Source organism: Paenibacillus hemerocallicola, from assembly GCF_006265175.1.
Classification (GTDB): domain Bacteria; phylum Bacillota; class Bacilli; order Paenibacillales; family NBRC-103111; genus Paenibacillus_AB; species Paenibacillus_AB hemerocallicola.
In genome coordinates, this window is the sequence record NZ_VDCQ01000013.1 from 129,619 (window position 1) to 156,174 (window position 26,556).

Here is a 26,556-nt window from a genome sequence, read left to right on the forward strand (position 1 = left end):
GTATCATGCCGAAGCCATCCACGACGAGAAGACTGATCGGGTACGCGCTTGTCTATAAATTCAGAATTATCGGCGCGCTTCTCGTGTTGTGCTTTGCCGTTGGCGCCGAGCTGGGCGGACCGTATATTACGAAAACGATCATCGACCGGCATTTGTCCGGCAGCGCCGGCGACCTGTCCTCCGTATTCGGACTCATCGCGTTGTACATGGCGCTGCTTCTGGCTGCCGGGATCGGCAACTTTTCGCAGGCGTTCATCTTGCAATCGACGGCGCTGCGCATTATCAAAAACATCCGCATGGACTTGATGAAGCACATCCAGCGCATTCCTCTGCGCTATTTCGACAATACGCCGATCGGGCAAGTCGTTTCACGTATCGCCAACGATACGGAGGCGGTTCGCGACTTGTTCATGAGCTTCATGGCGACGTTCGTCGTCAGCTTCGTGCAGCTGCTCGGCATTTACGTCGCCTTGTTCCTCCTGGACGTGCGGCTCGCCCTGTTTTGTCTGCTGCTGCCGCCGTTGTTCGCGCTCATTATGGCCATCCATCTGAAATATTCGAAGGTGTTCATTTCGATTATGCGCGCCAGGCTCAGCGACATGAACGCGATGATCAACGAGTCGATTACGGTCATGCCGATTATTCAGGCGTTTCGCCGGGAGAAGACGACGCTGGACGAATTCGAGACGCTGAACAACGACCGCTATGTGAACCAAATCAAGCAGTTCCGCATCTTTTCGCTCTCCTCGCGCAATATCGTAGGGACGATAGGCAGCCTCGTGACGGCCGCGGTTGTCTGGTATTTCGGCCGGGAGTCGCTGCAAACGGCGATTTCGTTCGGCGTGTTTTATGCGTTTATCGACTATTTGGGACGTATTTTTCAGCCGATAATCGGTATTTTCGACCAGTTGACGAATGCACAGCGGGCGTTCGTGTCCGCCGATAAAGTGTTCGCGATCATGGATATCGACGGCGCGGAAGTCGAGCGAGTGGAAGGGGCTCACCGCCCCGAAGGCAACGTGAAGTTCGACAACGTGACGTTCGCGTACAAGGAAGGCGAGCCCGTCTTGAAGCGGATTTCGTTCGAAGCCCGCAAAGGGGAAACGATCGCGCTCGTCGGGCATACCGGTTCGGGCAAAAGCTCCATCATGAACTTGCTGCTCGGCTTCTACGAGCCGGGCGAAGGGAGTATTACTATCGACGGGCGCGACATCGCGGCGATGTCCAAGCAGGAGCTGCGCAAGCATATGGGCATCGTGCTGCAGGACCCGTATTTGTTCGCCGGGGACATCAAGTTTAACGTGAGCCTGTACAATCCGGACATTACGCTGGACAAAGTGAAGCAATCGCTCCAAGACGTTGGGGCGGCGCCGTTTGTCGAACGGCTGCCCGGCGGCTATGACGAGCCGGTGATCGAGCGGGGAAGCACGCTGTCGTCCGGCCAGCGGCAGCTCATTTCGTTCGCCCGGGCGCTTGCGTTCGATCCAGCAATCCTCATTTTGGACGAAGCGACGGCGAGTATCGACAGCGAAACGGAAGGGCTCATCCAGCGGGCGCTGAAAGTCGTCAGTGAAGGCCGGACGACGCTCGTTATCGCGCACCGGTTGTCGACGATTCGCGACGCCGATCAAATTCTCGTGTTGCACCGTGGCGAAATCGTCGAACGGGGCAACCACGAGGAGCTGATGAAGCTCGAGGGCCGGTATTACAAAATGTATCAGCTGCAAAAAGGAGAGCGCGCGCCACAGCAGGCGTTCGCCCCGGACGCCGCGTCTGGAGGGGCAGCCGAGGCGGTTCAGGTTCAGCCGGCCAGGTCGCAATAAAGTTGGTTGGTTCCGGCAACGGCTCATCGGCGCGGGTATAGAAACGGTGAATCGCCCGAGGGACGAAATACGTTTGGTTCCTTAGGCGCGATCAAAAAATAATAGACCAATTGGTTGTCCGAAAAAAGCGTAGCGACACGAATAATCGGACAACATGAGGTTCGCCATTTTTTGAGCGCGCCTTATTCGGATATGTTCTTGTCTTTGAAAAATATATGTTCAAATCCTCCGACAGCCAGCACGTCGAGGGACGAGAACTTGAATGTTTAGGAGTCCGCGTAAACTGCGGACTTTTTGTTTTTAGTTAGGATACGGATTCTTGTTCTGATACGTGGGCAAAAGTCTATTATTGCCAATTACTGTCTACATGTACGAGGTTACGGACAAGCAAGTCGTGAAACCGACCGACGTACATGTGGTCGAGCCGGTACCCGGCAGGACGATGTTGACTTTAATCACCTGCCATCCGTTTCGTTCCAACAAACAAAGGCTGATCGTTTCAGCGGAAAGAGTGGATATAACTCCAGTGAAAACAACTTGAACATGCATCGCGATAAAAACGGGAAACTTGAAAGCCGATCCAGATGCAGGCGTGTAGTCGCTGCTGGAAGCGGTTTTTTAAGCTGTTATGCAATCATGAATAAAATGAATTTTAATTTCATATTACAATAATATATTGCAATTAATAAAGTTGGATAATATAATGTGGTTGTTAATCAAGTTATCAAGTCGGCTGATTTTACATGTACAGTAATCGAATTCTTACCTGCTGCGACGCGAATGTGAACGTTTCACCCGTCTCCGTCGAACGCTGACGCGGCATTCCTGGATTTGTACATGTAGGAGTGAAGGGGAGGATCAAGATGTAATCGCATACAATTTTGAGGGAATTGAGAAAGAGCTTCTCGTGTGAGAAGTCCGGGAGACCTGTGCTGTTACGATGGAACCATTTATTTTGGCGATTACTTTGGAGGGGAAATGTAATGGTTAGTAAAAAGAGCTATTTTATAAGTTTGGTTTCGACCGCATTGATTTCTGCAAGTATATTATCCGGGTGTGGAGGTGGAATGAATGAAAAACGGGATGCCAATGAACAAGACGATAAAGATTCGGATGTTAAGATGATCGATGAGTATACCGGTCCACCGGTTGAACTTCTCTTTTTGGATGCAAATACAGGAATTACAGAAGAAAAATTCGAGGAACACTTTGTCAAACCCGTTAAAGCCAAACATCCTACGATTAGTCTAAAGCTGCTAAAAGTAACGAGCCCTGCAAAAGATGATATTGAAGCTTTAATCGCGGCCGGAACGATCCCGGATATAGTCGCAGATAGTAATACGGGCTTGAATAAATATTTGGACATTGATTATGCCGAGGATTTAAATCCTATGATTAAAAAATTCAATGTCGATCTTACTCGATTTGAACCGGCTATAGTCGAAACTCTACAAGGGTTAGGTCGAAAGAAGGGGATCTATGGTTTGCCTTTCGGCATGAATTATGGATCTTTGCTATATAACAAGGATATATTCGACAAATTCGGTGTCAGGTATCCTGATGACGTCATTACGTGGGATACGTTTATCGAACTAACCAACAAATTGACCCGCAAGGATGGGGAAGTTCAATATATTGGCAGTGCAGCTCCTACTCCAGTTAATTGGTTAAGGCAGTATGGAGCATCTAATTTCGATGAAAAAGATGAAAAGGCTGTACTCACTGATGATAAACATAAGTATGTCTATTCATTACAAGAGAAACTGTTTCATATTCCCGGGTTTATCAATGGTAATATTTGGCGCCCTACGAACATGGCTGGAGGTACGATTGCTATGCAGGCGGGCTGGATTATGGCGACCACAAATCTTGTTAGTGCCGGCCCCCCATTCGATTGGGATCTATCTGCTTATCCGGTATTCAAGGAGAACCCCAATTATGGAAACTCTGTAGACTTCCCTATGCTCATTGTTTCTAAGGCGAGTAAACATAAGGAAGCGGCATACCGGGTATTGATGACGATGATTTCCGATGAAGTACAGCAGCGGCTCAACAAAAGTGGTCAGATTACGGCATTAAAAGATCAGAGCTTGAAAATGACCTATGCGCAGGATTCCCAAATCTATAATGGTAAAAATTTGCAAGCTATTTTCAAAGTATCCCCTGCTCCGTTACCTGATTACTCCAGATGGAAATCTGCAACGGATACATTTATAAATGCAGTCGCTCAGGAAATGGCTTTACAGAAGAAGGATATGAATACCGCATTGCGTGAACAGGAAGAAAGGGCCAATAAAGCCATGCAAGAACTGAAATGATGGCGGATAAATCCTGAGATGGATGAGCGAAAGGAAGGGGTATAAAAAAATGAAGCAGTTGAGCAGAAGAAAGTTATTGAGTGCCGCCGGTACGGCCGCTGTTGCGGGAATTTTATTTCCCCAAAGTGTCAAGGGACTGACCGGCCATGCCAATACGGTGACGGGCGATGTATATGGGAATCAGGAATGTGAGCAGCAATGTTCCGAGCTGCTGGCACTAACTGTTCGCGAGTTTAAGGAAAGAGGAGTAAATTTCAAAAGTCTCGGTGCTGTCGATGATGGAATAACAGATAATAGCGCTATTCTCAATCAAGCTTTAATAGATCATGTGCATGTATTCGTTCCGCCCGGACAGTTTGTGGTTAAAAATATGGACATTCCATCCGGTTCGATAATTAGCGGAATACAGGGTTTAAGTGTTCTAAAAGCAATAAAGTACAATGATGTTGGACAATATGTGGATACGCTATTTGATATTCAGAGTAAAGAAAATATTATGTTCAAAGGGATTACTTTTGATGGTGGAATTACTTCATCGGCTTATGTAGCAACAGACGATAAAACGAAAGTCCGGAATCTGTTGAGGTTCAGACAAAGCAAAAATATCAGATTTGAAAACTGTACATTCACCCGTTTTGTCAGTAACACCATCAATGCGGGCGTAAGGGTACCGGGAGACTTTGTTCGTTGGCATTTAGCCGCATTTGAACAATGTGATGGAGTGCATTTTGAAGGCGGTCAATTCGTCAATTCATACTTGGAAGGCATTACCGGATACAAGACGAAAAATCTGACTTTCGATAAGTTCTTTTCCCAAAACACGCGAGTATCAACGCCAATCAATGCATGGTATTGCGATGGATTTGTGCTTTCCAATTCAGATATTCGGGAAGATGTCAACAGGGGAAGCAATGCAGGCAGTGTACTGAACATCTACTCGAAAAATGTCAGAATACAAAACAATATCATTCAAGGCGGTACATCTATCGATTTTGGAAACGAAGCAAAAGACATTACGTTGGGCGGGTTGTTTGTACAAGAAAATGTGTTGTTTGAAAACAACAATGTAACCGGTTGCATTAACGTGATCGGTCCGGATGATGCACACCAGCTTAACAGAAATGTTAAAATACGCAATAATTTTATCAATGCGACAGGATTCTCAAGGGGAATCAATACAGGGAATTGTGAAGATGTAACGATCGAAGGGAACACGATTATCGGAGCAGATGTTACATTTGCTTATTCTCTGAATCGAATAGACAGGCTCAGAATAATCAACAATGTTGTAGTCGATTCTTATAAAATATGCAGATTTGTCGTTGTCGGGAAAGATATGAAAGATGTTGAGATTCGAGATAATAAAGCAATCACACGAGCACTTTATGACATAGGCGGAAACGGTGGATTTGTAGTATTTTCAAATAGCACAAACACGACAGGAGCAGAAGTTGTCGAAAATATTAACATTTATAACAACAATGTAAAAGCATCCGGCTCATGGGTTTACACGTATCAGACAGGAACGAATCGATTCCAAATTAAAAATATGAAAATTGAAGGAAATACATTCAATAGTCTTGATGGCGGAACGTGCGAAAGAAGTTTATCGCCACTTTATGTTGATGGATTGATCATAAGGAAAAACAGAATGGTTAATTCGCAAAAAGGAAATACATTTTCTGTTTGTTCCGATATCAAGCTCGAAGAAAATGAAATGAATTTAGTTCAGTTAACAAGCGTGTCTTATTTGTACGATTTCAGGGATAGTTGTACGGGTTTTGTCGAAGCAACCAAAAACAAATTGGTAACAGGTACTGCGACATCTCATTTTATTATTAGAAACGGTGCGTCGATAAATACAATTAGAACACAAGGAAATGTTCCGGACACGTATGCAGAAGCATTTAAGCCTTCCCATTTTGGCCCAACCGCCAATCGCCCTAGTGATCCTAAGGAAGTAGGGTTTACCTATTTCGATACGACTCTGAATAAACCTATTTCGTGGAATGCTACATCGTGGGTAGATTCAACAGGAACAGTTGTTTAATTCGTCGTTTCTAATGACAGGCGATCTCCACGTTCTAAGGAATTAGCAGTTTGTTATATCGCCGCGGGAAATGACCATGGCTGCCGTATCGCTAGCCGATTCGCGTGCCCGTCTGTCCTTCTTCGCGGTGATTTCCTCTTGTTGTCGATGCCGCCTCGTACACCTTTCCTTCCGCTTCGAGCATGACTGTGGCTTTCCGCATTCGGACATTCAGTTTATACTCGCCTCCTTCGGCTCGCCTCGGCCCGAGTCCTGTAGATGAGTTTCTCGAACGATACTTGGGAGTAAGATGGCTCATGCCCGGACCCTAGAGAGGATGTCCCTCAGCATGCGAATTTGAGCGTTCCAATGGAAAGAGTGACCCAGGAGCCGACCTTTGTGTCGCGTCACATATTCAATCTGGATAATCCGAATATTCCCGGTCCGGGCCAAAACCAGTTTGCGGTGGATTGGGCGGAACGACCCGTCTGCTGTGGGATCCGTTCCAGGATGAAGATGCGCTCCTCCAAGAATGGTACGAACGGATGGTCGGACCGGCTGCGGCAGTCGATCTGAAGGCGTATGACGATTATTGGGAACATTTTTGGACGGTGCGGATTCAGGATTCAGACTGGTTTTAAGATCGCAAGGATCTTGTTTATTTCAACTTTTTTTCAGGAGATTATTTAGGTACGGCCACCAACCAGGACATGGCCCATAGCAGACAACTGCTCGAATCGGCCTTGGCCAAGGCCGTTACGGTGGAGCAGAAGGCGCGCGCTGAACTGCTGCTGCGAGCCTTTGAATACTATGAAGCTTCTGCCTTGAGTTATTCGAAATCCGGAGTGAAGCCGACGAATAGTAGCGAAGCGTTGTCGGCAGGGAAGGAAATGAGGTATACGATGAGAGCAACAATGGGATCCGCAAGCCGCTTCGGTTGAAGATGTCCATCGATCCGTATACCAGGACCATCGCCATTCGCTAAACATTTGAGAAGTATTAGCTAGTTTTTCATTGGCCTCTTAACTGTGGCAAATGAGGTTCGGATTTTAATTATATAGGACTGTTTCGTTTGTATTTTAACGAGAAGTAAGATGGTATAGTACTGTTAACCCTTCATGAGAGGGAAATACAATGATGAAAGGGGAACAAAAGCGAGCTATTCATTCCAATTTCATAGGAGGAATGTGATAATGACGGAAAAAAAGGACAGCCAAATGAGTCGCAGAACATTGCTTACTTCGATCGGAGCGGCAGGTGCAACGTTTTCCATAACGCAGTTGTTAGGAGTGCCGAAACTCGCATTCGGCGAGCCCGGCGGTGTAACGAATGATGTATATGGCAACAGCTTTGGCATCGGCAACAGTTTTATGAAGCCGGTGTTCGAGGTGACGCTCGCACAGCTGCGCAGCATGCCGTTTCCGAACCTCACAGATGTGTACTATGTGACCGATGAAGGGAAAGAAGGGCATTTCCAATACGATGCAGCAGATGTTTCGTCGGCAGACAATACTGGGACAATTGTCGTATCGAGCAAAGGCGCGCGCTTCAAGCGTGACGTGCCAGACCGGATCTTCAACGTACGCTGGTTTGGGGCAATAGGAGATGGCGTTCACGACGACGGCGCTGCGATTCAGGCAGCAATCGATGCCATTCCTGCGGGCGGAGCGACATTGCTTTTCCCGCAAACAAGCCAATTTTATGCGTTGGAGAGCCAGGGGCTGTTGCTGGAAAACAAACAAAACGTTCGGCTTGTGGGTGAGGGCACGACGATCAAGTTCAAGGCGAATACGCCGGATGTCATTGATCAGCAGAGGAAACTGAGCATTTTGCGCATGCTAAGCAGCCGCTGGGTCGTGATGGAGGGGCTCATTTTGCACGGCAACTTATCACAGCGCGTTGCCGTTCCGACGCAGGAAAGCTTTCACTGCTGCCTTAATATGCAGAATTGCGAAGACGTGGTCATTGAGAATTGTCATTTTATCGAAGGGATGACGGATGGCATTTATGTCGGAGCAATCTACAACCCGCCAGGTTCGCCGCCAAGAACAGCATTGGTCAGCAAAAATATTGTCATCAACAACTGTCAGATGCTGCGCTGCCGCCGCAACAATATTTCCATCGTCGGCGCAGACGGCGCACGCGTCTCCAACTGCCGGATCAGCGAGGCGGGGACGATTCAAGGTATTTCGCCCCGTTCCGGGATCGATGTCGAGCCAAACAAAGGCTGGTTCGGGACTAGCAAAAACATCGTGCTGCAAAACAATACCGTCGAGAATAACGCAGGTACGAACGGGGTTTCGGTTGGCGGCAGCGGCAGTGAGAATGTGCGCATCGAGGGCAACCGGATTATGGGGCACACGACTGGCTTGAACTTGAACAACAATGCGAATGCGCCGATGAACAAGAATGTTGTTGTCTCGGACAATACGTTCAGCAATAATGTAAACGGCATGCGGATGGTTGCCCGCAATGTCGATATTATCAGCGGCAACTTGTTCGTAGATAACTCCAGCATTGGTCTGATTATGCTGTATCATATCGATGGTGTGATCGTGACACAAAACCAGTTTATCCGCAACCTCGACTATGCGATCTCAGGCGGATATAACTCGCCGAACATCGAGAACAACATCCGATCCGTTGTCATTACAAACAATTTGTTTGCGGACAGCGTGGCTGAATCGAATAATGCAACTGCTGGCCGCTCGGTCCGTTTGTATATGGCAGGTCCTTCAGCGCTTGTCGTCTTCAACAACAATATGCAGTTGAATCGGCCGGATGCTGTGCTCAAAATGAAAGGAGCATGGATCGACCGCGAATGTCTGGCACGCGCAACTGGAAATACGGCGAGCAACTTGTTTGATCCAACAAAGCCGCATGAAGGGTTTGTCGGGGCAGGAAACTACTCGGACGCACTGCTCATCTCGTAAAGCAGCTTTTCGCCAGATCGGACATATCATGCTGGATTTGCGAAGTGTCCACCATGCCGGGTAAAACGATAAGGAATTGTACAACGCGAAGCCTTGCGCCCAGGAGATGAGGGCACAAGGCTTCGCGTTGTAAAGAAGGAACATCAATTTTATGCAGCGCGGCCGTGTCGTTTCGCTGTCGTTATTCGACGCCGTTCCCGCGCAGTCCCCGGTGAAGTGAGAATTAATAGAGCTATGGCATGCAATCAAAATTTTTATGGGATTACTATATAATAGATTATTTTCAATTTTCATACATTATATTATTGTTTCCGTAAAATGGATAAACATCCTGTCCATTCGCTCAACCAGGCTGCCGTTCACTGGCAGCCTGGTGTCATGATGCTATCGTTATCCGAGGGAGCTTAATAATTAGATGCGTTTTCCGGCCTCGTTATAAGTGTATTTTAGGAATCGATTCCCCATTAGATTCTCAATCAACTCTTTTTGTAAACCGGACTTTTTCAGTGGCCTCGTATGGAACAGTGGTCATTTTTTTTCAACGATTCAATTCCCCATATAGTTCGTTGAAAAGCTAGCTGCCGGCTTTTACGTAACTACGTTTTGCGCAATTGATTAGGTGAGAGGCCAACATGTTTTTTGAACACTTGGCAAAAGTACGAAAAGTTGGGGAAGCCTACTTTTTCTCCAATTTGCTCTATGCTGAGGTCGGTCTCATAAAGCAATAAACTGGCTTGACGAATTCTCCTCGCCGTTACAAATCCCATCAAGCTGGTACCGGTTTCTTCACGGAAAATACGGGATATATAGGTTTTCGTCAGGTGCAGTTCTTCAGAGATTTGTGATAGTGTAAAGGTCTCATGATAATGCACCTCAATCCAAGCCATGATGGACTCGGAATGCCTTTTTAATCTTGAAGATTCGGCAGTGGCTATTGATTTCGTGTCCGTAAAGCCGATATCATACAGGGCTTGTAGAAGTCTAAGGACTAGAATCCCGAACTCATGTTGCGATTCAGTCTTTTTGCATTGTGCTAAACGCCGAGCAAAGAACTCGTACATGCGGCATAGCTCACTATCCTCGGTCAATTCTTGAATGGATTGATTGGGAAGTTCACCGTGCCAAAGCTGATTATAATAATCAGCCAGGTGCGCAAACGGATCTATATAAGATGTAAATACAGAGGGTTCAAAAGAGATGATTGTTCTTTCGTAGGGCTGACTCAGAGAGACATTCATTTGAACTCGATGCAGTTGAAAGGGTTGAAAGTAAAATAAAGTTCCCGGATTCACATCGATTACCTGATCGCCAACCGTAATATGCCCGTGTCCTTGATGGATATACAAGAACTCCATTCCTAAATGACAATGATAATATCCAGTGTAATCCCGGTCCGTAAAATGCCGGTAGCTTAATCTATAGGGCGTAGAGGATTAATTGATGTTCTCTGTGCGTTTCATTAATGCGCAACTCCGATTCCATGATACTTAGTTGGTGATATTCTAACACATTTTCGGTTTGTGCACGATAACAACAATTTAGTGAAATGCTGCTAAACTTTTGAGGTGTCGATATGTTATAAAATGACCATATTAGATTCGAGAAACTAAGAGGATGTGAAATTTTGGAGTATACAACTTTTGGCAAAACAGGGTTTCGGGTTTCCAAGCTAGGTCTGGGCGGTGCTCCGCTTGGCGGCGATTTCTGTCCGGTTACAGATGAGCAAGTCGTGGAATTGATTGATCGGGCATTGGAGCTGGGTATCAATTTTATTGACACAGCCCCGCTTTATGGAAGAGGAGAAAGCGAGCGCCGCATTGGCAAGGCCTCGCAGGGGAAGAGGGATAAAATGATCCTCGCCAGCAAGGCAGTCATGCGGGGAGAGAGCTTGCCATGCCAATGATCGATATCTTCCACGACGGAATCCCGAATGACGCGGCATCCTGGCGTTGCAACCGCGCTGTGGAAGAACGGATTGGCTCAATAGCTCGTTTGAAGCCCGATTGGGTATCGAGCTATATTTATTACCATTACCAAACACAGGAAGAGTCTCCCGACAGCTTTAACAGCACTTATATGATAGGCCTGTTAAGCAGGTTATTATTTTCTTACTACGAGCTGCCGGCCAGCGTCAACGATCCTAAGCGAATAGGGAAGTTGGAAACGAAGTTGTCTCCTGGCAGTTGGCATGCTGTCATGCAGCCGCATTTTGAGCCTTGGGAAGGCGCCCCGGAAGATCAATGCTTATGGAGCCGAATGGAGCTGCTCTTGTAGGACTACTAGTAAATCTTTGAAAATCGGACAAGGGAATGCGTTCAGTTGCGAGCGATACGTCGGCTCCAGACTGCTACTCGTTCTTTTTAACGTTTCAGGGAAAAATCTAGTTTTCCTCGCATTCGGTAAGCTTTAGCCGTATCTAGCTCGCAATCCTTCGAGTTATTCAAGGTTTCTTTCTGTGCCGGAAGGGTGCCTCCACTTGAAGGGTGATCTCAAACAACCTCCTCATCTTTTCCTCTTCTTGGCCATTCCAAGTCAACATCTTCAACACCGGTGTTTCTATCGGGTTTTTACTTGGCAGTATTGACATCTTCTCTTATTCATAGACCACCCCCACGAAGTATAGCGAGGAGGCAATATATCTTTGTTGTAGAAAAGTGCGGAGAAATTAATCGCATAAGGGAGCACGATCAACTGGCCGTCGGGTTTGTAGTCTTTGATAAATAAAATCAATCACAGCGTCCTTGTAAGGGTTCGAGAATCAATTGGAGCAGGATCGGTTTGCATCTGTTTAACATTGTTTAATTAGTTAACCTTTTCGGCGGGAGGTTTTAAAAATAGCTATTTAAATCTTGACTCGAAAAACAAATCAGGCTATAATTTAGTCAAAACAGTTTAAATATATTAACTTATATGTTTAACATTAGTTAAAGGTGTTTAATGGAAGGGGGGTGCAACAAAAGGGGTTGTTCTGAAAGCGTTATCACGATGAAGGGCCCTGCATGCATGATTGATTTTGAAAGTTGCCAAAACGGTTTTGGCGAGAAGGGCAAGGGAAATGCAAATTAATCAACGTACGGGGAGGAAAAGGGGGACTATGAACATTGTAAAACCTGGAACACGCTTTTGGATGCTGAAGCCTTTATTGCTTCTGCTGCTTGTCGCGCTTCTGGCAACAGCGTGCGGTAAAGCGGGGAATCAATCCAGACAGAACGACGCCGAGGAACCGCCCAAACCGGTAACACTCACGATTATGGCCACGTTGGACCCGGCTATTCTGGAAAAGCTGGAGCTTGAAAAGCATCTCAAGGCGAAGTACCCGCACATATCGCTGAAATTTATCCAGATTAAAGCGCCTGATCTTACGTTTGAGACAGCGCTGGCTTCAGGGGAAAAGCCGGACCTAGTCTGCTGCAGCATCGCCTCCGTCGGTCAATTTATCGATCTCGGCTTGCTCTCGGATATGACGCCGCTGATCAAAAAACATCAATTTGATTTGACGCGGCTGAGACCGGGAATGGAAGCGACGGTTCGCTCCTATTCGCAAACAGGCGAATTTACGACAATGCCCTTCTACATGAGCAATAACGTCGTTTATTACAACAAAGGCATCTTCGATCTCTTTGGCCTTTCGTATCCGAAGGATGGGATGACCTGGAGTGACGTAAGCGAGCTGAACAAGAAATTGACGCGTTTCCATAATGGCATTCAGTACTACGGATTTCAATTTAACCAACAGAACATGACCTACAAGAACCAGATGGCTCTTGCATTTGTGGACCGCAAAACGAATAAAGCGATTGTCAACACGGATCAATGGGCGAAATGGATGAGAACGATGGGCGAGTTCTCTTTTGTCGAAGGAAACAAGCCGGGCAATGGACAAAATCTGTTTCTGAAGGATCAAACCTTGGCGATGTATACCGGACCATCACTTCTGACCTTGTTGCCGGACGCGATGAAAAATGGGCTGCAATGGGGGATCGTTTCTTTGCCCGATTTTGATGGGATGAAGGGAGCCGGCACACAAATGAATGCGCCTTACTTTGCCATCCCGCCTACCAGCGAACACAAGGATGAAGCGTTCCAGTTTCTTTCCGTGCTGTTGTCGGAGGAGGTACAAACGAACCTTGCAGCGATAGGCTCCATTCCTGTCATTCAGAGCGAAAAGGCGGAAAAGGCATTAGGCAGCGCTTACCCTGAATTGAGAGACAACAATTTGCAGGCGTTCTTCAAGGATACGATTGCGAAGCCGCAGCCCTATACCCGTTACGACAGTACAGCCGCCAACCTGTTGTTCAAGCAGTTGGAGGAATACCAAAAGGGACATAAAGATGTGAATACGGCATTGCGCGATGCGGAAGAAATCATTAATACCGAGATAGCCAAGCTGGTTAAGTAGCTGGTGTACGAGGAGTGGAGAGAATGGGGGAGACCCGTACTATGAGAATGGCTGTTGTCGGATGCGGGGGATTGGGGAGACTGTATGTCCGCAACTATACCCGAATGCCCCACGTGAACCTGGTAGGCGTGTGCGATATTCAGCCCGAACTGGCGAATCCGGTTGCGGATATTGGAGAAACAACAGCTTTTACCTCGTTTGATGAGATGGTTGCAAAAGTAAAGCCGGATGTGGTCAGTGTGTGCCTCCCGACACACTTACATAAAGCCTTTGTCGTAAAGGCAGCCAGCCTGGGCATCCATGTCATTTGCGAGAAGCCGGCCGCTTCCAGCCTGGCGGATGCGCAGGAGATGATCGAGACATGCCGGCAGCATGGCGTCCGGCTCTTCATTGCCCATGTCGTACGTTTCTTTCCCAGCTATCGGGATATCAAAAGGAATGTGGATGCTGGTGTTATCGGGAGTCTGGGCTTGATCCATACCAAACGTTTCGGAACGTATCCCGGCGGATGGTACGCGGACCCGGTCAAGAGCGGCGGGGTTATCATGGATTTGCTGATCCATGATATCGATTATGTTCGCGGTCTGGCTGGCGATGTCTCCACCGTATTCGCCATGGGCCGGAGGACGGAAAACAAAGACTATGCGCTGGTAACCTTGCGGTTCAACAATGGGGTAATCGCTAACCTTGAGGGCCATTGGGGATATCCGGGTCCCTTCACGACGGCGATCGAAGCAACCGGGAGGAAAGGAATGATTCGTTTTCATACGGGAGAGGCATCCCCTCTAAAGATCTGGAAAAATACGAATCCACCCACTGCGGGTTACCAAAATGTTTCCATCCACGAGAGTCCGGCCGTACATGACCCTTATTATGAAGAACTGCTGCATTTTATCGAGTGCATCCAACAGGGCAAGGAAGCGATCGTTACTGCCGAGGATGGCTTGAAAGCGATGGAGGTCGCTATGGCGGCTATAGAATCGATTCGCTCCGGAATGCCTGTTCAGTTGGAAGAGAGGGGGAGCGGAACGTGAGTACACTTCGGGTCGGGATGGTCGGATTTGCCCATGGTCATGCCTATAGTTATTTGAACGCGCTGAAAGCGATCCCGCAGGTTGCAGTCACCGGTCTGTTTGACGAGGAGAGAAGTAGGGTGGAGCGGATTGTGCGGCAGGATGGCATAACGTATTACGACGATTATCGCGAGTTGCTCGGCACGGACATTGACGCAGTTGTCATCTGTGCGGAAAATTCCCGCCACGCCGCGCTCACGATCGAAGCCGCCCGTTCCGGCAAGCATGTCCTGTGCGAGAAGCCGCTCGGGGTGAGCAGAGCGGAGATGGAACAGATGGTCCGGGTTTGTCGGGAGCACGGGGTACAACTGATGACGGCATTTCCTTGCCGGTATTTGTCCCCTGTCGTCGAAGCCAAAAAAGCAATTGAAGCAGGTGCCATCGGGGATATTCTTGCCATTAAGGGCATGAACCGGGGCACGATGCCGGGTGGGTGGTTTATCGATCCGGCCTTGTCCGGAGGCGGAGCGATAATGGACCATACCGTTCATGTCATGGACTTGATGAACTGGTTCGTAGACAGCGATGTGACAGAAGTGTACGGCGAGGCGGGAACGCTGTTCCACGACATTCAGGTAGAGGATGCCGGACTTGTTCATGTCAAGTTTGCAAATGGCGTTATTGGCATTATCGATACGAGTTGGTCGCGCACGAAATCTGCCCCTATGGGTTGGGATGTCGTTATGGAAATCACAGGTTCGTCGGGTGTTCTCTCGGTTGACGGATTTGGCCAGGTCAATCACATTTACGGTGATGACAAAATGAAGGCGCAGTGGAGCTATTGGGGAGATTCCTCGGATGATCTGATGATTCAGGACTTTGTTCGCGCCTTGTTGGCACAAGAGGATGTGCCGATTAACGGTGAGGACGGCCTGAAAGCAACCGTTGTGGCGCTTGCTGCGTATGAGGCAGCGAGACAGAAAAAGCCGGTCGTTTTCTCCGGTTGAAAGAAATGGAATCCGTGAAATAGAAGGACGGAGAGAAGGAGATTCATTTTTCTTCTCCCGTTTCCATGAACGTATGGGCAGCGGAAAAGAGTATGTGGCATAAAACGACGGATGAGAACCAAAAGGAGTGGCTAGTGCTCGATTCTGTAGGGAAAGCAAGCGCGACCGGCGTTTATAACGACCCCTTTTCCCTGTCGGACATGGTTTTGGAGTTAAAGGTAAAGCCGGAAGCTATCAAAAACTGGGCACGCTACGAAATCTATTTTGGCTACCAGGACAAAAATAATACTTATTATTTGAGTCTGCACAGCGGTACGGGCGCGTTAAACTTATACAAAAAAATAAATGGGGGCTACACAGCCTTGAGGACGGCCGTTGTTCCAAAACCGGCAATTGGAACGACTGTAGACTACAGGATTGCCGCGAAGAACGGTTTCATCCAGGTATATGTTGATGAGGCGGAGGTCATTTCGGTCACTGACACGAAATATACAAGCGGAAAGGTTGGCGTCAGCGTCGCCGGATACTACGACAACAGCAGTTGGACGCTTGCCGTCGCGGATATCCGGATTACCGACAGCAACGATAATGTGATAGCAGACCATTTGCTAAGCGGAGATTTGTCCAATTGGACTTTCGATGTGCCCAAGTGGGATCCAAACAAGCTGAATGAAGCTTTTATCTATACGGATGGTTGGGAGGTGCCTGAAGATGCTGACGGCTGGGAAAGCAATGCGGCTGCTCTCGGCGCTGGATATAAAGCGGAGGTCTTCGGTCAAAGATTGCATATTGAGTCTGCGGGCACGGGGCAAAATGTCTTCTATTTAAAGAAATTCCTTTCAAGTCCCTATCAAAACACCAAGGTGCTGATCAGATACAAACTGGATATCCAGTCTACTATGGGTACCAGCGATGCGTTTCCCGCAATTATCGACTCTAGTGCGGAGGAAAATCCGGTTTCACAGCTAAAGCTAAGTCCTTCGGGACAAGTAGAGCTGCTGGGAGACGGGACCACTACGCCCCTGCCGTTTTTTTTGGAGAGCGGCAAGGAATATTTCATCGGTATGGTCATTGATTTAATGGATGCCAAGCAGGATATTTATGTTGGAAACGACGACGGCACTTCAATTGTCGTATCCGGGCAGCCCTTGACCTATTCAGCGCAACAAATCGAAGGGATTGTTTTTCATTTTGACGGGCCCGGAAATGATACGGCAAGCAGTATGTTTCTGGACGATTTGACGATTGAAGAGTACAGTACGGAAGCCATGGCAAGCTTTCAACAGCTTCTCACACAAAACGAGTTGAATAAAATCGATTATCTGGACGATCTGCAAGCCAATGTGCCGAACGGGATTATATTTTCCAACCATTCTTCAGCCGTATATGTGGATGGTACCCGGGTCCGGCTGGATTCTGATGATGATACGATACTCCCTGTCAAACAGGGAAGCGAAGTGCTCGTTCCTGAACAGTTCGTGATCCAATACCTGGGGAACCCTTCGGTTCCGACCCTTCAAATCAACGGGATGGAATATGTCTCTTTGCAGGCTGTAGCTGTTGCGCTGGACAAAAAGCTCTGGAGCAATGGGAATCTGATAGCGGTAAGCGATATAGAACCATTGTTCACTTCAGCGGATGCGCAGTTGGTTCAACGACTGGAGCGTACATTCGGGGTGTATATATCCCAGCAAGGAAGCGATGCCAATCCGGGGACGTACGATGCGCCGTTTCAAACGTTCGAAGCCGCGAGAAATTATTTGCGTGCACTCAAAAGCGACAAGGGACTCCCTGTGGGCGGCATTACGGTCTATGCAATGGGCGGCGATTACCGTTTCAATGGGACCTTTACGCTCCAGGCGTCTGATTCCGGCCGAGCGAGCGCGCCTATAACCTTCAGGGCCTATCCGGGGCAACAGGTGAACTTGTCAGGCGCCGAAAGCATCCCTTCTCAAACCTTTTCGGCTGTAACGGACCCGGCGACCAGAAACAGGCTGAAGGACGGCGTGGCCGATAAAATCCTGCAAGCTGATTTAAAGACGCTGGGCATTGTCGATTATGGGAAGATTCAACGAACCAACCCGAATACAAGCATGAATCCGGATAATCCGGCCCTGTACATCGATGGCGTGAAGCAGACGATTGCCAGATGGCCGAATGCAGGCTTTGCGTTGACAGGAGACGTGCAGGAGAGCGGGGCGTCGATCCGCGGGGCTACATGGCAATATAGTGCGAGCGATCCGAATGAGTGGACGCTTGCGGATCAACTTTGGGTAGAAGGATTTTGGTTTTGGGACTGGTACAGCGACTCCATGCAAGTCGACCGGATAGATACGGAGTCCCGGACCATTACAGTGAAAGAGACGACTCCTTATGGGGTGGCTAGCGGCAAAAGGTACTATGTCTTTAACTTGCTCGAAGAGATCGACTTGCCGGGAGAATGGTTTCTTGATCGGAATACAGGACTCCTCTACGTGTATCCGACTGATGATCTCTCGAACAAGAAAATACAATTTTCAACATTGAACGTCCCCCTGATAAACATAGAAAATAGCGAGAATGTGACCCTAACAGGGATGACCTTTGAAGAAACGAACCAGACGGCATTGAGCGTAACCTCAGCCAATCAAGTGCGTATTACCGGAAATACATTCAGAAATATCGGCGGTGCGGCGATCCGAATGACGGGCGGGCTTGATAATCGCATTACCGACAACGATTTCTACAATCTCGGAAAAGGCGGCGTAATTGTATCCGGCGCAGGTTATCGTCCGACACTGGCTCCGGCTCATCACACGATCGCTAACAACTATTTCACAAGGTACAGTATAGTCAGCAGAACCAGCGCTCCTGCCGTTTCCGCTCGCGGCGTGGGGATTACGGTCAGCAATAATGCGATATCGGAGGCGCCTCATTTGGCGATTTCCATAGACGGCAACGACAACATCGTCGAGAATAATGAGATCTTTGCGGTTGTCAAAGAAACGAGAGATGCCGGGGCGATCTATAGCGGACGCAATTATACCAATCAAGGCAATATGATCCGAAATAATGTGATCCATGACGTCTATGGGGATGAGAAGCAGGGCGCGCACGCCATCTATATGGACGATGCCCTGAGCGGGACAACCATCAAGAGCAATGTCTTCTTCAACCTGAACCGCGCCGTGTTTATTCATGGCGGGAGAGACCATGTGGTCGACAGTAATCTGATTGCTAAATCCAAGGAATCGATAGGTATTGTCAATTTAAGCGGAGGCGGAGGTTCCGCTTTGCTTGGTCCCAGCGGGACGTTAAGAACCACCTACATGGAAATGCCCGTCTCAAGCGATTTGTGGAAGGCAAGATTTCCTACGCTTGAAAACTTGTTTTCGGATGAGCCTCATTTGCCGAAATACAATACGATAACGAATAATTTGTTTTACCAAACGAATGATTTCACTGTGCCCGCCACCGCGCTTCCGACCGGTGTATTTTCCGGCAATACGCAGATCACAGACGCGACTCTGTTCCAGGATGCGGAGCACAATGATTTCAGATTGACTCGTAATTCCGGGATCCCCGGGTTTGTGCCGCCGGATTTCGGGCAAATGGGGCTTAAGCTGAATTCGCTTCGAACAGCGATGCCGCCTATACAGGACTTCAAGCTGACCTATCCCGGAAATGAGTCGTCTGATATTCCCGGATACGGAACGGTGTTGGCATGGGAGCCTGCGATCGGAGCCAACCGATACGTCGTGACGGTCGCGACGGATGAACAGCTTACCGATCTGGTATTTCAGGGCGAAGCGGATCATAACCGTATTGCTGTCAATACGCTGGAATACGGTGGATACGACTACTTCTGGAAGGTAGAGGCGATTAGCGATTCCCTATTGAATCCGGATGTCCGGATCAATCACGGTGGAGTATCCAGCTTTAGAACCGCAATGACGGAAGAAGCTAACAAATACGAACTTCAAAATACGATTGATGAAGCGAAGTCTCTTGTTCTCGGCGCCAATATCGGGAGCAATTCGGGGCAATACCCGGCTGAGGCGATGGACGAGTTTGAGTATGAGATTTTGATCGCGGAAAACATTGCAAATGACACGGAAGTTTCACAGGAACAAGTAGACATTGCCCTTGCCGGTTTAAAACAGGGAATGAAGATGTTTCGATCCAGGCAGGTTCAAGGTATCGTAGATTTGGGGGAGCTGTTGAAGGAGGGCTCCAACTGGGTTGCGGCGGATCCTAACTATATTAGCGTTAGTCCGAGTCATGTGCTTACGTTTGCTCCGCCAAGCGGCAGTATTACAGCCGGTTATAAATCCAAAATATCCAATCATGCGATTTGGAGTTTCCGGGCGGGGTTTGACTTTTCGCAAAATGCGTGGCAGGGGTTTACGCTGCGCGCGAAAAGTACGTCTACTGTACCTTGGAGCACGACAAGCTACCTGTTTGTTGTAAAAAGCAATCAGTTTGAGCTGCAAAGATTCGGTCCTTCAGGGTCGTTTTCGGAAGGCGTTATCACGATCCCCAACACGATCATCGACTCGGGCACCGAGCATCGGGTGCAATTCGGGACGTTGGATACAGAGGACGGCGTTCGGATCCTGGTGAAGATAGACGGGAATACGATTTTTGATTATTTGGATCAGGTCGGTTCCATTCCGGAAGAGGGCCAATTTGGAATTGTCTCCGTTTACCCGGCAGTATTAACGATAAAACCAGATGGAAGAAGTGTGAATGCAGATCTGTCGGCTTTGGAGATTAGCGATATCGAGCTTGATTTTGATCCCGATCAAATCAATTATGAAGCGACGGTCGGAAGCCAGGTGTATACGCTGACCGTGATCCCGACTCTCGACGATGGAACGGCCAGTATCGTGGTAAAACGAAATGGGGCGGAAATGAGCGGGAATGGCGGCTCTTACCCGATTTCACTAACCCCGATGGCCGGCGAACCGGATCAAATCGAGATTGTGGTTACATCGGAAATCGGTTGGCAAAAAACATATACGGTGTATGTGAACAGAGATGATGAAGCTCCGACAACAGAGGTTCTTCTGAGCCCTGCAGTTCCTGACGGCATGAACGGATGGTATGTGAATCCTGTGACCTTAAGCCTGAGTGCCGGCGACAACAAGCCAGGCGTGGTCCAGTCGGTGTATAGCCTGGATCATGGAGCAACTTGGCAGGTGTATACCCATCCGTTAACTTTTAGTCAAAGCGGGAGCTATGCGGTGGATTATCGCTCGACAGATCACGCTGGCAATGTTGAAGCTGCGAATACGGTATCCTTTCGGATCGACAGGACCCCGCCAACTGCAACGGTTGCATACAGCTATCCAAACGATGGAAGCGATTTTCCCGTCGTGGCGACTCTTGTTCCCGACGAAGCGGTGACGGTGACGAATAACGGCGGACTGAGCCAATATACGTTCCTTGCGAATGGCAGCAAGTCATTCGAATTTGTGGATGATGCAGGCAATCCGGGCACAGCCACGGCTACCGTAAACACGATTGCACTAAAAAGCAACGGTGTCCCGGGCAAGCCCGTATTGTCAGAGGACAACGTTAACGGAACTGGGATTGCCGATGGCAATTATGCGGTGAAAATGGATATGTGGTGGGGAAATAACGGCAGTCTTTACAAGCTTTACGAAAATGAGGTGCTTGTCGATACCCGAATTTTTGCCGATCATTCGCCGGATGCGCAATCCGCCGTCACTTCGATGGTTTACAAGCAGAACGGAACTTACCGATATTATGCCGAACTTATTAATGCCTTCGGTACAACCGGAAGCGATGTACTGACCGTTGTCGTTGCGCAAGCAACTCCGGCCAAGCCTGTCCTGTCCCATAATAACTGGGATGGTCGCCGAAGCTTCGACGTCAGTATGAATATGTGGTGGGGAACGAACGGTACAACGTATAATCTATATGAGAACGGCGTGCGCATTGATAATCAAGTTTTTGCGGATGATTCGCCGAATGCCCAAACTGCGGTGACGATGCTCCGGGATCGAAAGCCAGGCACTTACCTGTATCGAGGCGAACTTGTTAATTATGCAGGCATCGCTTCCAGCGATGTGATGGCTGTACAGGTCCAATAAGCGGTGGCTTGGCTTACCGGACCGTCCATTTGTCTGTTTACCGGAAATGCAATGGGAGCATTTGATTGTTAACCTGAAATCGCATAAAATGAAGGTATCTGGACACGCAAGGAGTCGAAATGGATGCCTACATTGCAGGATATCGCCAATATTGCCCAATGCTCCAAGGCAACGGTTTCGCTGGCCTTGTCCAATCATCCGCGCATAGCGGAAAGCACGAAAGCCAGGATTCGCAAAGTCGCGATAGAACTTGGGTATTTGCCGGCCGAACCGGATAATGACGTTGCAAGCAAGCCAGCCGCCAGCAGAAGGTCGATCGGCGTGCTTTATATCGGGGAGGACGCGCAGAAGAGCATCGGTCAGGGCTTTTTCCGCGAGACCTTATTGAGCATTATTCAGGAAGCTTCACGAAGCAACTGCAATGTCGTCATGATCGAGGTAAACGCTTCTAACGGGCAAATCACGGAGGACGAATTGTGCGAGAAGATATACAACTCCGGCGTTGAGGGCGCTGTTGTTATCTGCTTCCGCAAGGAACTGCACGGGTTCAATACACTGATTGACCAGCAGTTTCCGCTAGTGTTTGTCGGGGATCACACAATTGCGGACCGCGACGTCAAGTTGCACACTGTCATGACGAACAATCATGATGGCGGCAGGGAGGCGACGGAATACTTGCTTGGCTTGGGTCATTCCCGAATTGCGCTGGTCACCAGTCCGACAAGCACGGAGCGAATAAACGGGTATTTTTCGGCAATGCGGACTGCTGGGCATAACGTCAGCGATAAGCATATGATGATCGTGTCGCCGCCCTATGAGAAGAATGACGGCCGATTGCGAATGCTGGGAGAGCAGGAGTTTACCGCGATCTTTGCTACTTCTTCCTTGGCCGGTCTGATGGTTTTGCAGCATTTGCGATTTCTTGGAAAACAGATTCCGGATGATATTTCCATGATCGTTTTTGACGATTCGGAGTCATTCCAGATAGAGAGCCCTCCCATTACCGTGATGAAGCAGGATTTGGAATCGCTCGGCACGTACGCGGTCAAGATGCTGCTGGATGTAGTGGGTGAGGTGTTACCGCTGCCTGGACGAGTGGCGATATCGGGGCGGCTAATCGAGAGAGCCTCGTGCCGGTCGCTGCACGCGCCTCTCAAGGTAAATCGTTAAATACTGTTAACCCTCAGTCGTTGGAGAAATCTAAGGAAGGCCTGTTCTGTTTGAGAACAGGCCTTCCTTTTTTGTGTTCAAGTGTGTCTTGCAAGGTTAACGAGTTCAATTAATTAGGTTGTTAATCGATTTTCTTATTGAGTTTTCAACGACATTGAATTATAATTTTGATAAACAAAAGTTAAATATATCGTGAGTTTAGTTAAAATTAGTGAACGAAGGTTTGAAGATAGACAGGAGGTCATGCACAGCATGAAGGAAGTAAACGTTGAGGTACTTGTTGTCGGTGGAGGTACAGCAGGCGTATCGGCAGCTCTTGCTGCTGCCGAAGAGGGAGCAACGGTATGTCTCGCAGAAATCGGCAGCGGTGTCGGAGGCGTGGGCACCCATACCGGTGTTCATGTCTACTATTTGGGTACCCATACCGGCATGCAGAGGAAGCTGGATAAAGAGATCCAGGAGGTTGCCGGGAATTTGGGAGGTAAAGTAAAAGGCTTCCATCCTGAGGCGAAAAAAATTCGCCTGGAAGAACGGCTTGCGCAAAACGGTGTGACAATTCTGTACGATCATCTCGCGGTACAAGTGATCTTGGAGGGCAAACGAGTGACCGGTGTGGTGTTTGAGTCGCCGTATGAGGTTCTCAGTGTCCGGGCGAAAGTCGTTCTCGACTGTACGGGCAACGGTGATATTTGCGCGCTGGCCGACGCCCCTTTTGAGAGCGGACGGGAATGGGATGGCGTGATGCATGCGTACTCGCTACCCCCTCGCTATCTAAAGGAAGAAGCGGAGATCGCCGATTTTCTGAACTTTGACGTGGGGTGGGTGGACTCATCGAGCGCCAGGGATGTTTCCCGCGCTTTGCTGGAAGCTCGCAAGCTGCTCTGGGATTTGCCGGAGCTGGGCGGCGATCGTTTGATTGCCGTCGGCTCGCAGCTTGGCGTGCGCGAAGGCAGGCGCATTGTCGGACAGTATGTCCTGACGCTGGAGGACCTGGCATTGGACCGCCGATTTGCTGATGTCGTAATGAGATGTTACTCCCACTATGATAATCATGCAATGGACCTCGCCAATGAAAGTCGGTTTGCGCAAATATGGGAAGGCGTGATCGGCGCGTGGAAGGATCGCATCGGATGCGATGTGCCTTACCGCAGCTTTGTTCCAGTTGAAACGGACGGGCTGCTGATCGCTTGCCGGGCGTTGTCGATGGACCATGACACATCGACGGCCTTCCGCATGCAGCCGGATATGCACTGCGTCGGCGAAGTGGCCGGAACAGCGGCGGCTCTCTGCGTGCAAACCGGCTGTCTCCCGCGCGATCTCGAGGTGTCCGCCCTGCAGCGGCGACTGATCAACCGCGGCGTGCTGAAGGAGGGGGAGCTTGTCAGGCAGAGCGCCCCTTGGCTGACGCTGGACGACGATACGCGAGAGCAGCGTAACTGGACAGTGGAAACGGTGAGGCGGCCAGAGGTGCAGCGCCGACTGATCGAGGCACTGGGTACTGAGCAGGAAGGACCGGCCATATGGTGGTTATGGAAATCGGGAGAAAAAACGATTCCGCTGCTCAAGGAGACGTTGACCAAGTCGGAAGGCAAGCAGCAGAGAGGCGTTGCGATGGCGCTTGCTCTGCTGGGGGACCGCGCCGGAGCGGCCTGTCTGGTCCGGGCGGTAGAGGAAGAGGCTTTGGATGCTCCGCCCGGGTTTGAGCGCTTTATTCCCCCGCGGTGGATTGCCTGTCTCATTTTGCTTAAGGAGCTTCAGGAGGCGTCTTGCCTTGAGGTGATGCTTGATCGTTTGCAGCGGAGAAATCCGACGGCGCGCCTACCGGCATTTTCACAAATTTTGCACGTGCTGCACTATCTGATCGCGGTAAGCGAGCAGATCCCCCCGGATACACTGGCTAAGGTGAAGCAGGCAGTGTATCAGTTGCTTGCCGAGCCCGGTCTGGGGGAAGATTGGCAAGTCAACATGGAGCTGGATAATTCGATCCGCTGGAATATCGAGATGACGGCTGCTTATTTGCTTGTGCTGCTCGGAGAGGACAACGGTTATGTCATACTGGACGGCTACATGACGGACGGGCGCGCCTATGCGCGGAATATGGCCCATCGGTTGAAGGTGCGCCTGCTGCAGAAGGCCGTGCCCCAAGACGAGAGGATGGAGGTTCAACATTGATGCATGCAAGAAATTCGACAAAAGCAGACAAGGCGGTTTATGGCGAGTATGATGTTATTGTATCGGGTGGCGGACTCATTGGGCTTGTTAGCGCAACGGCTATGGCTCGCGCGGGAAAACGCGTGGCGCTGGTGGAAAGAAGAAATGCGCTCGGCTGGGAGATCGGGCGCGCACGCCGACTGTTTGACGAGCGGGATCAGGAGCATGCGGCTTCTCCTTATGTACGGGAGTTTCTGAATTGTATGGATGACAGGCCGGGTCAGAAGAAAGGGTTTCATGCGCCGGTTGCCGAACTGATCTTCGATCGCTGGGTGATGGATGCGAAGGTAGATGTTCTGTTTCACGGCTGGGCCGCACGGATCGCCGAGGAAAACGGGAAAATGGGTGGTCTGTACGTAGGGACGAGGGAAGGCTACCGACTATTGAAGGCTCCTCTAGTGATTGAAACCGACGAACCAGGCCGGCTCATCGATATGGGTTATATCCGCAGGCAGATCTCGCAGCCGGTCGTACGCTCGTTGCTGCTTGGCGCTGTTGCGTTGAACGGGATGAAGGAAATGCGGCTGCCCGCCGGCAACAGGCTGATCCTTCGTCCGTTATCGTCCAATCAGGCACGGGTGGATATCGAACTGAAGGCCAACGCCACGGTAAATGCGAACCATGATTACTTCGCGATGATTGACCAGGTAATTCGGCTTATCCGTGAACAGGTCGAAGGCGGAGCAGACGCCAAAGTAATTTATTTGGCCGAGGAAGCCTGGAGGTTGCCTGGATTTCAACTGGAAGAAGGCTTTTTCGAGGGTGATGCCCCCATTGGCCGGTTGCTTGCAACGGAACAGAGGACGGAACGTGACGCTGGTAGGGATGCCCAGTCGGCAGTCGAACTGCTGGCCGGACATTTGGTTTGCTCCAGCAGCCGGGGAGTGCTATTGGCTGGTCCTTGGCTACCCTGTTATTTGGCGGCTTCCTCTGATTCGGAATCGACAGCTGTGCTCAACCGCTTTCTGCTGGGGGAGGCTGTTGCTGCGTTTGCGTTGTCCCATTCTGCGGAAAAGATTTGGGGGCGACGTTCTCAAGATTCGGGGGAGTCTTTCGCACCTGAACTCGGATAATGTTTTATGCACATTTGCGTCAATTATTGTAGTTGGTGTCGAGGGACAAGAACTTATATGCTTGGAATCCGCGTAGATCGCGGATTTTTTATTTTAAGGATGGCGGAAACCCATTGAATCATTTTAGTGGGAAGCAGGGCTGATCGCAACAATGCAGTCGAAGCCTCTCTTGAACGTCTGGGATATTGCTATGGTGGTTTCTTAGCAAAGCAAGTCAGGTATCGCGCGAAAATACCGTATATTTGTTCATATTCACTCAATATTATTAATTTGTAAACATATTGACTGTAATAGTTAGCAAATTATAAGATATATTGCGTAAAAACAAACAAATTCGAGCAAAATATTAAAGCGGAAGAGGAGCGCATATGAAAACTTCAACCTATTTTAAAACGGGATCCATCCTTGCCACCGCAATCGCCTTGGCAGCCTGCGGACAAATATAATGCTCCCATAGGTTGAGACACGGGAGGTTAAAAAAT

16 protein-coding genes and 1 pseudogene are annotated in these 26,556 nt (G+C 49.1%); 15 read left to right on the forward strand and 2 right to left on the reverse strand.

The genetic code is table 11. The features are described 5' to 3' along the window. Nucleotides 1-5 precede the first annotated feature (5 nt). The 6 genes from FE784_RS12010 to FE784_RS12030 all read left to right on the forward strand — a co-directional run bounded on the left by FE784_RS12010 (nt 6) and on the right by FE784_RS12030 (nt 9,103). Entirely contained in the window at nt 6-1,823 is a 1,818-nt protein-coding gene (locus FE784_RS12010; protein ID WP_139602442.1) for an ABC transporter ATP-binding protein, read from the forward strand. Nucleotides 1,824-2,190: 367 nt separating this feature from the next. Continuing rightward, entirely contained in the window at nt 2,191-2,364 is a 174-nt protein-coding gene (locus FE784_RS42815; RefSeq protein ID WP_425465541.1) for a sortase, read from the forward strand. 442 nt (nt 2,365-2,806) lie between these two features. Then, the gene (locus tag FE784_RS12020; RefSeq protein ID WP_139602444.1) at nt 2,807-4,141 is read left to right on the forward strand and encodes an ABC transporter substrate-binding protein; all 1,335 of its coding nucleotides are present in this window, start codon (nt 2,807-2,809) and stop codon (nt 4,139-4,141) included. Nucleotides 4,142-4,190: 49 nt separating this feature from the next. After that, complete coding sequence (locus FE784_RS12025; RefSeq protein ID WP_139602445.1) at nt 4,191-6,191, forward strand: glycoside hydrolase family protein; 2,001 nt, start codon at nt 4,191-4,193, stop codon at nt 6,189-6,191. 449 nt (nt 6,192-6,640) lie between these two features. After that, nucleotides 6,641-6,811, forward strand: coding sequence for a hypothetical protein (locus tag FE784_RS40795; protein ID WP_176706139.1), 171 nt, complete (start codon nt 6,641-6,643; stop codon nt 6,809-6,811). A gap of 477 nt (nt 6,812-7,288) precedes the next feature. Further along, nucleotides 7,289-9,103 carry a right-handed parallel beta-helix repeat-containing protein gene (locus FE784_RS12030; RefSeq protein WP_139602446.1) on the forward strand — a complete coding sequence of 605 codons (1,815 nt, stop codon included), beginning with the start codon at nt 7,289-7,291 and terminating at the stop codon, nt 9,101-9,103. A 596-nt stretch (nt 9,104-9,699) separates the two neighbouring features. Here the strand turns inward: FE784_RS12030 and FE784_RS42615 are convergent. Continuing rightward, the gene (locus FE784_RS42615) at nt 9,700-10,164 is read right to left on the reverse strand and encodes a helix-turn-helix transcriptional regulator (protein WP_342779097.1); all 465 of its coding nucleotides are present in this window, start codon (nt 10,162-10,164) and stop codon (nt 9,700-9,702) included. Between the two features lie 6 nt (nt 10,165-10,170). Continuing rightward, nucleotides 10,171-10,491, reverse strand: a pseudogene (locus FE784_RS42375) (cupin domain-containing protein); the annotation flags it as partial. Nucleotides 10,492-10,727: 236 nt separating this feature from the next. Between FE784_RS42375 and FE784_RS12040 the strand changes: the two are divergent. From FE784_RS12040 to FE784_RS12080, 9 genes are all read left to right on the forward strand, one after another. Then, on the forward strand, nt 10,728-11,006 hold the full coding sequence (locus FE784_RS12040; protein ID WP_139602448.1) for an aldo/keto reductase: 279 nt from the start codon (nt 10,728-10,730) through the stop codon (nt 11,004-11,006). Then, nucleotides 10,997-11,377, forward strand: coding sequence for a hypothetical protein (locus FE784_RS12045; protein ID WP_139602449.1), 381 nt, complete (start codon nt 10,997-10,999; stop codon nt 11,375-11,377). Before FE784_RS12040 ends, FE784_RS12045 begins: the two co-directional genes overlap by 10 nt. An 820-nt stretch (nt 11,378-12,197) precedes the next feature. Then, nucleotides 12,198-13,502 (forward strand): ABC transporter substrate-binding protein, encoded by a 1,305-nt coding sequence (locus FE784_RS12050; RefSeq protein WP_176706140.1) that lies wholly within the window; start codon nt 12,198-12,200, stop codon nt 13,500-13,502. A 41-nt stretch (nt 13,503-13,543) separates the two neighbouring features. Beyond that, nucleotides 13,544-14,536, forward strand: a complete 993-nt coding sequence (locus tag FE784_RS12055; RefSeq protein WP_139602451.1) for a Gfo/Idh/MocA family protein — start codon at nt 13,544-13,546, stop codon at nt 14,534-14,536. After that, on the forward strand, nt 14,533-15,522 hold the full coding sequence (locus FE784_RS12060) for a Gfo/Idh/MocA family protein (protein WP_139602452.1): 990 nt from the start codon (nt 14,533-14,535) through the stop codon (nt 15,520-15,522). The genes FE784_RS12055 and FE784_RS12060 overlap by 4 nt, the downstream gene beginning before the upstream one ends. A 92-nt stretch (nt 15,523-15,614) precedes the next feature. Continuing rightward, entirely contained in the window at nt 15,615-21,620 is a 6,006-nt protein-coding gene (locus FE784_RS12065) for an OmpL47-type beta-barrel domain-containing protein (protein ID WP_176706141.1), read from the forward strand. A 123-nt stretch (nt 21,621-21,743) separates the two neighbouring features. Next, the gene (locus FE784_RS12070; RefSeq protein ID WP_139602454.1) at nt 21,744-22,790 is read left to right on the forward strand and encodes a LacI family DNA-binding transcriptional regulator; all 1,047 of its coding nucleotides are present in this window, start codon (nt 21,744-21,746) and stop codon (nt 22,788-22,790) included. Nucleotides 22,791-23,042: 252 nt separating this feature from the next. Continuing rightward, nucleotides 23,043-24,962: an FAD-dependent oxidoreductase gene (locus tag FE784_RS12075; protein WP_176706142.1), complete on the forward strand. Its 1,920-nt coding sequence runs from the start codon at nt 23,043-23,045 to the stop codon at nt 24,960-24,962. Then, nucleotides 24,962-26,074, forward strand: a complete 1,113-nt coding sequence (locus tag FE784_RS12080) for an FAD-dependent oxidoreductase (RefSeq protein WP_246131999.1) — start codon at nt 24,962-24,964, stop codon at nt 26,072-26,074. The genes FE784_RS12075 and FE784_RS12080 overlap by 1 nt, the downstream gene beginning before the upstream one ends. Nucleotides 26,075-26,556 lie beyond the last annotated feature (482 nt).

Coding starts and splice junctions, on each gene's coding strand:
- FE784_RS12010 (WP_139602442.1), top strand. CDS start 6: ATGCCGAAGCCATCCACGACGAGAAGACTGATCGGGTACGCGCTTGTC.
- FE784_RS42815 (WP_425465541.1), top strand. CDS start 2,191: ATGTACGAGGTTACGGACAAGCAAGTCGTGAAACCGACCGACGTACAT.
- FE784_RS12020 (WP_139602444.1), top strand. CDS start 2,807: ATGGTTAGTAAAAAGAGCTATTTTATAAGTTTGGTTTCGACCGCATTG.
- FE784_RS12025 (WP_139602445.1), top strand. CDS start 4,191: ATGAAGCAGTTGAGCAGAAGAAAGTTATTGAGTGCCGCCGGTACGGCC.
- FE784_RS12030 (WP_139602446.1), top strand. CDS start 7,289: ATGAGAGGGAAATACAATGATGAAAGGGGAACAAAAGCGAGCTATTCA.
- FE784_RS42615 (WP_342779097.1), bottom strand. CDS start 10,164: ATGTACGAGTTCTTTGCTCGGCGTTTAGCACAATGCAAAAAGACTGAA.
- FE784_RS12045 (WP_139602449.1), top strand. CDS start 10,997: ATGCCAATGATCGATATCTTCCACGACGGAATCCCGAATGACGCGGCA.
- FE784_RS12050 (WP_176706140.1), top strand. CDS start 12,198: ATGAACATTGTAAAACCTGGAACACGCTTTTGGATGCTGAAGCCTTTA.
- FE784_RS12055 (WP_139602451.1), top strand. CDS start 13,544: ATGAGAATGGCTGTTGTCGGATGCGGGGGATTGGGGAGACTGTATGTC.
- FE784_RS12065 (WP_176706141.1), top strand. CDS start 15,615: ATGTGGCATAAAACGACGGATGAGAACCAAAAGGAGTGGCTAGTGCTC.
- FE784_RS12070 (WP_139602454.1), top strand. CDS start 21,744: ATGCCTACATTGCAGGATATCGCCAATATTGCCCAATGCTCCAAGGCA.
- FE784_RS12075 (WP_176706142.1), top strand. CDS start 23,043: ATGAAGGAAGTAAACGTTGAGGTACTTGTTGTCGGTGGAGGTACAGCA.
- FE784_RS12080 (WP_246131999.1), top strand. CDS start 24,962: ATGCATGCAAGAAATTCGACAAAAGCAGACAAGGCGGTTTATGGCGAG.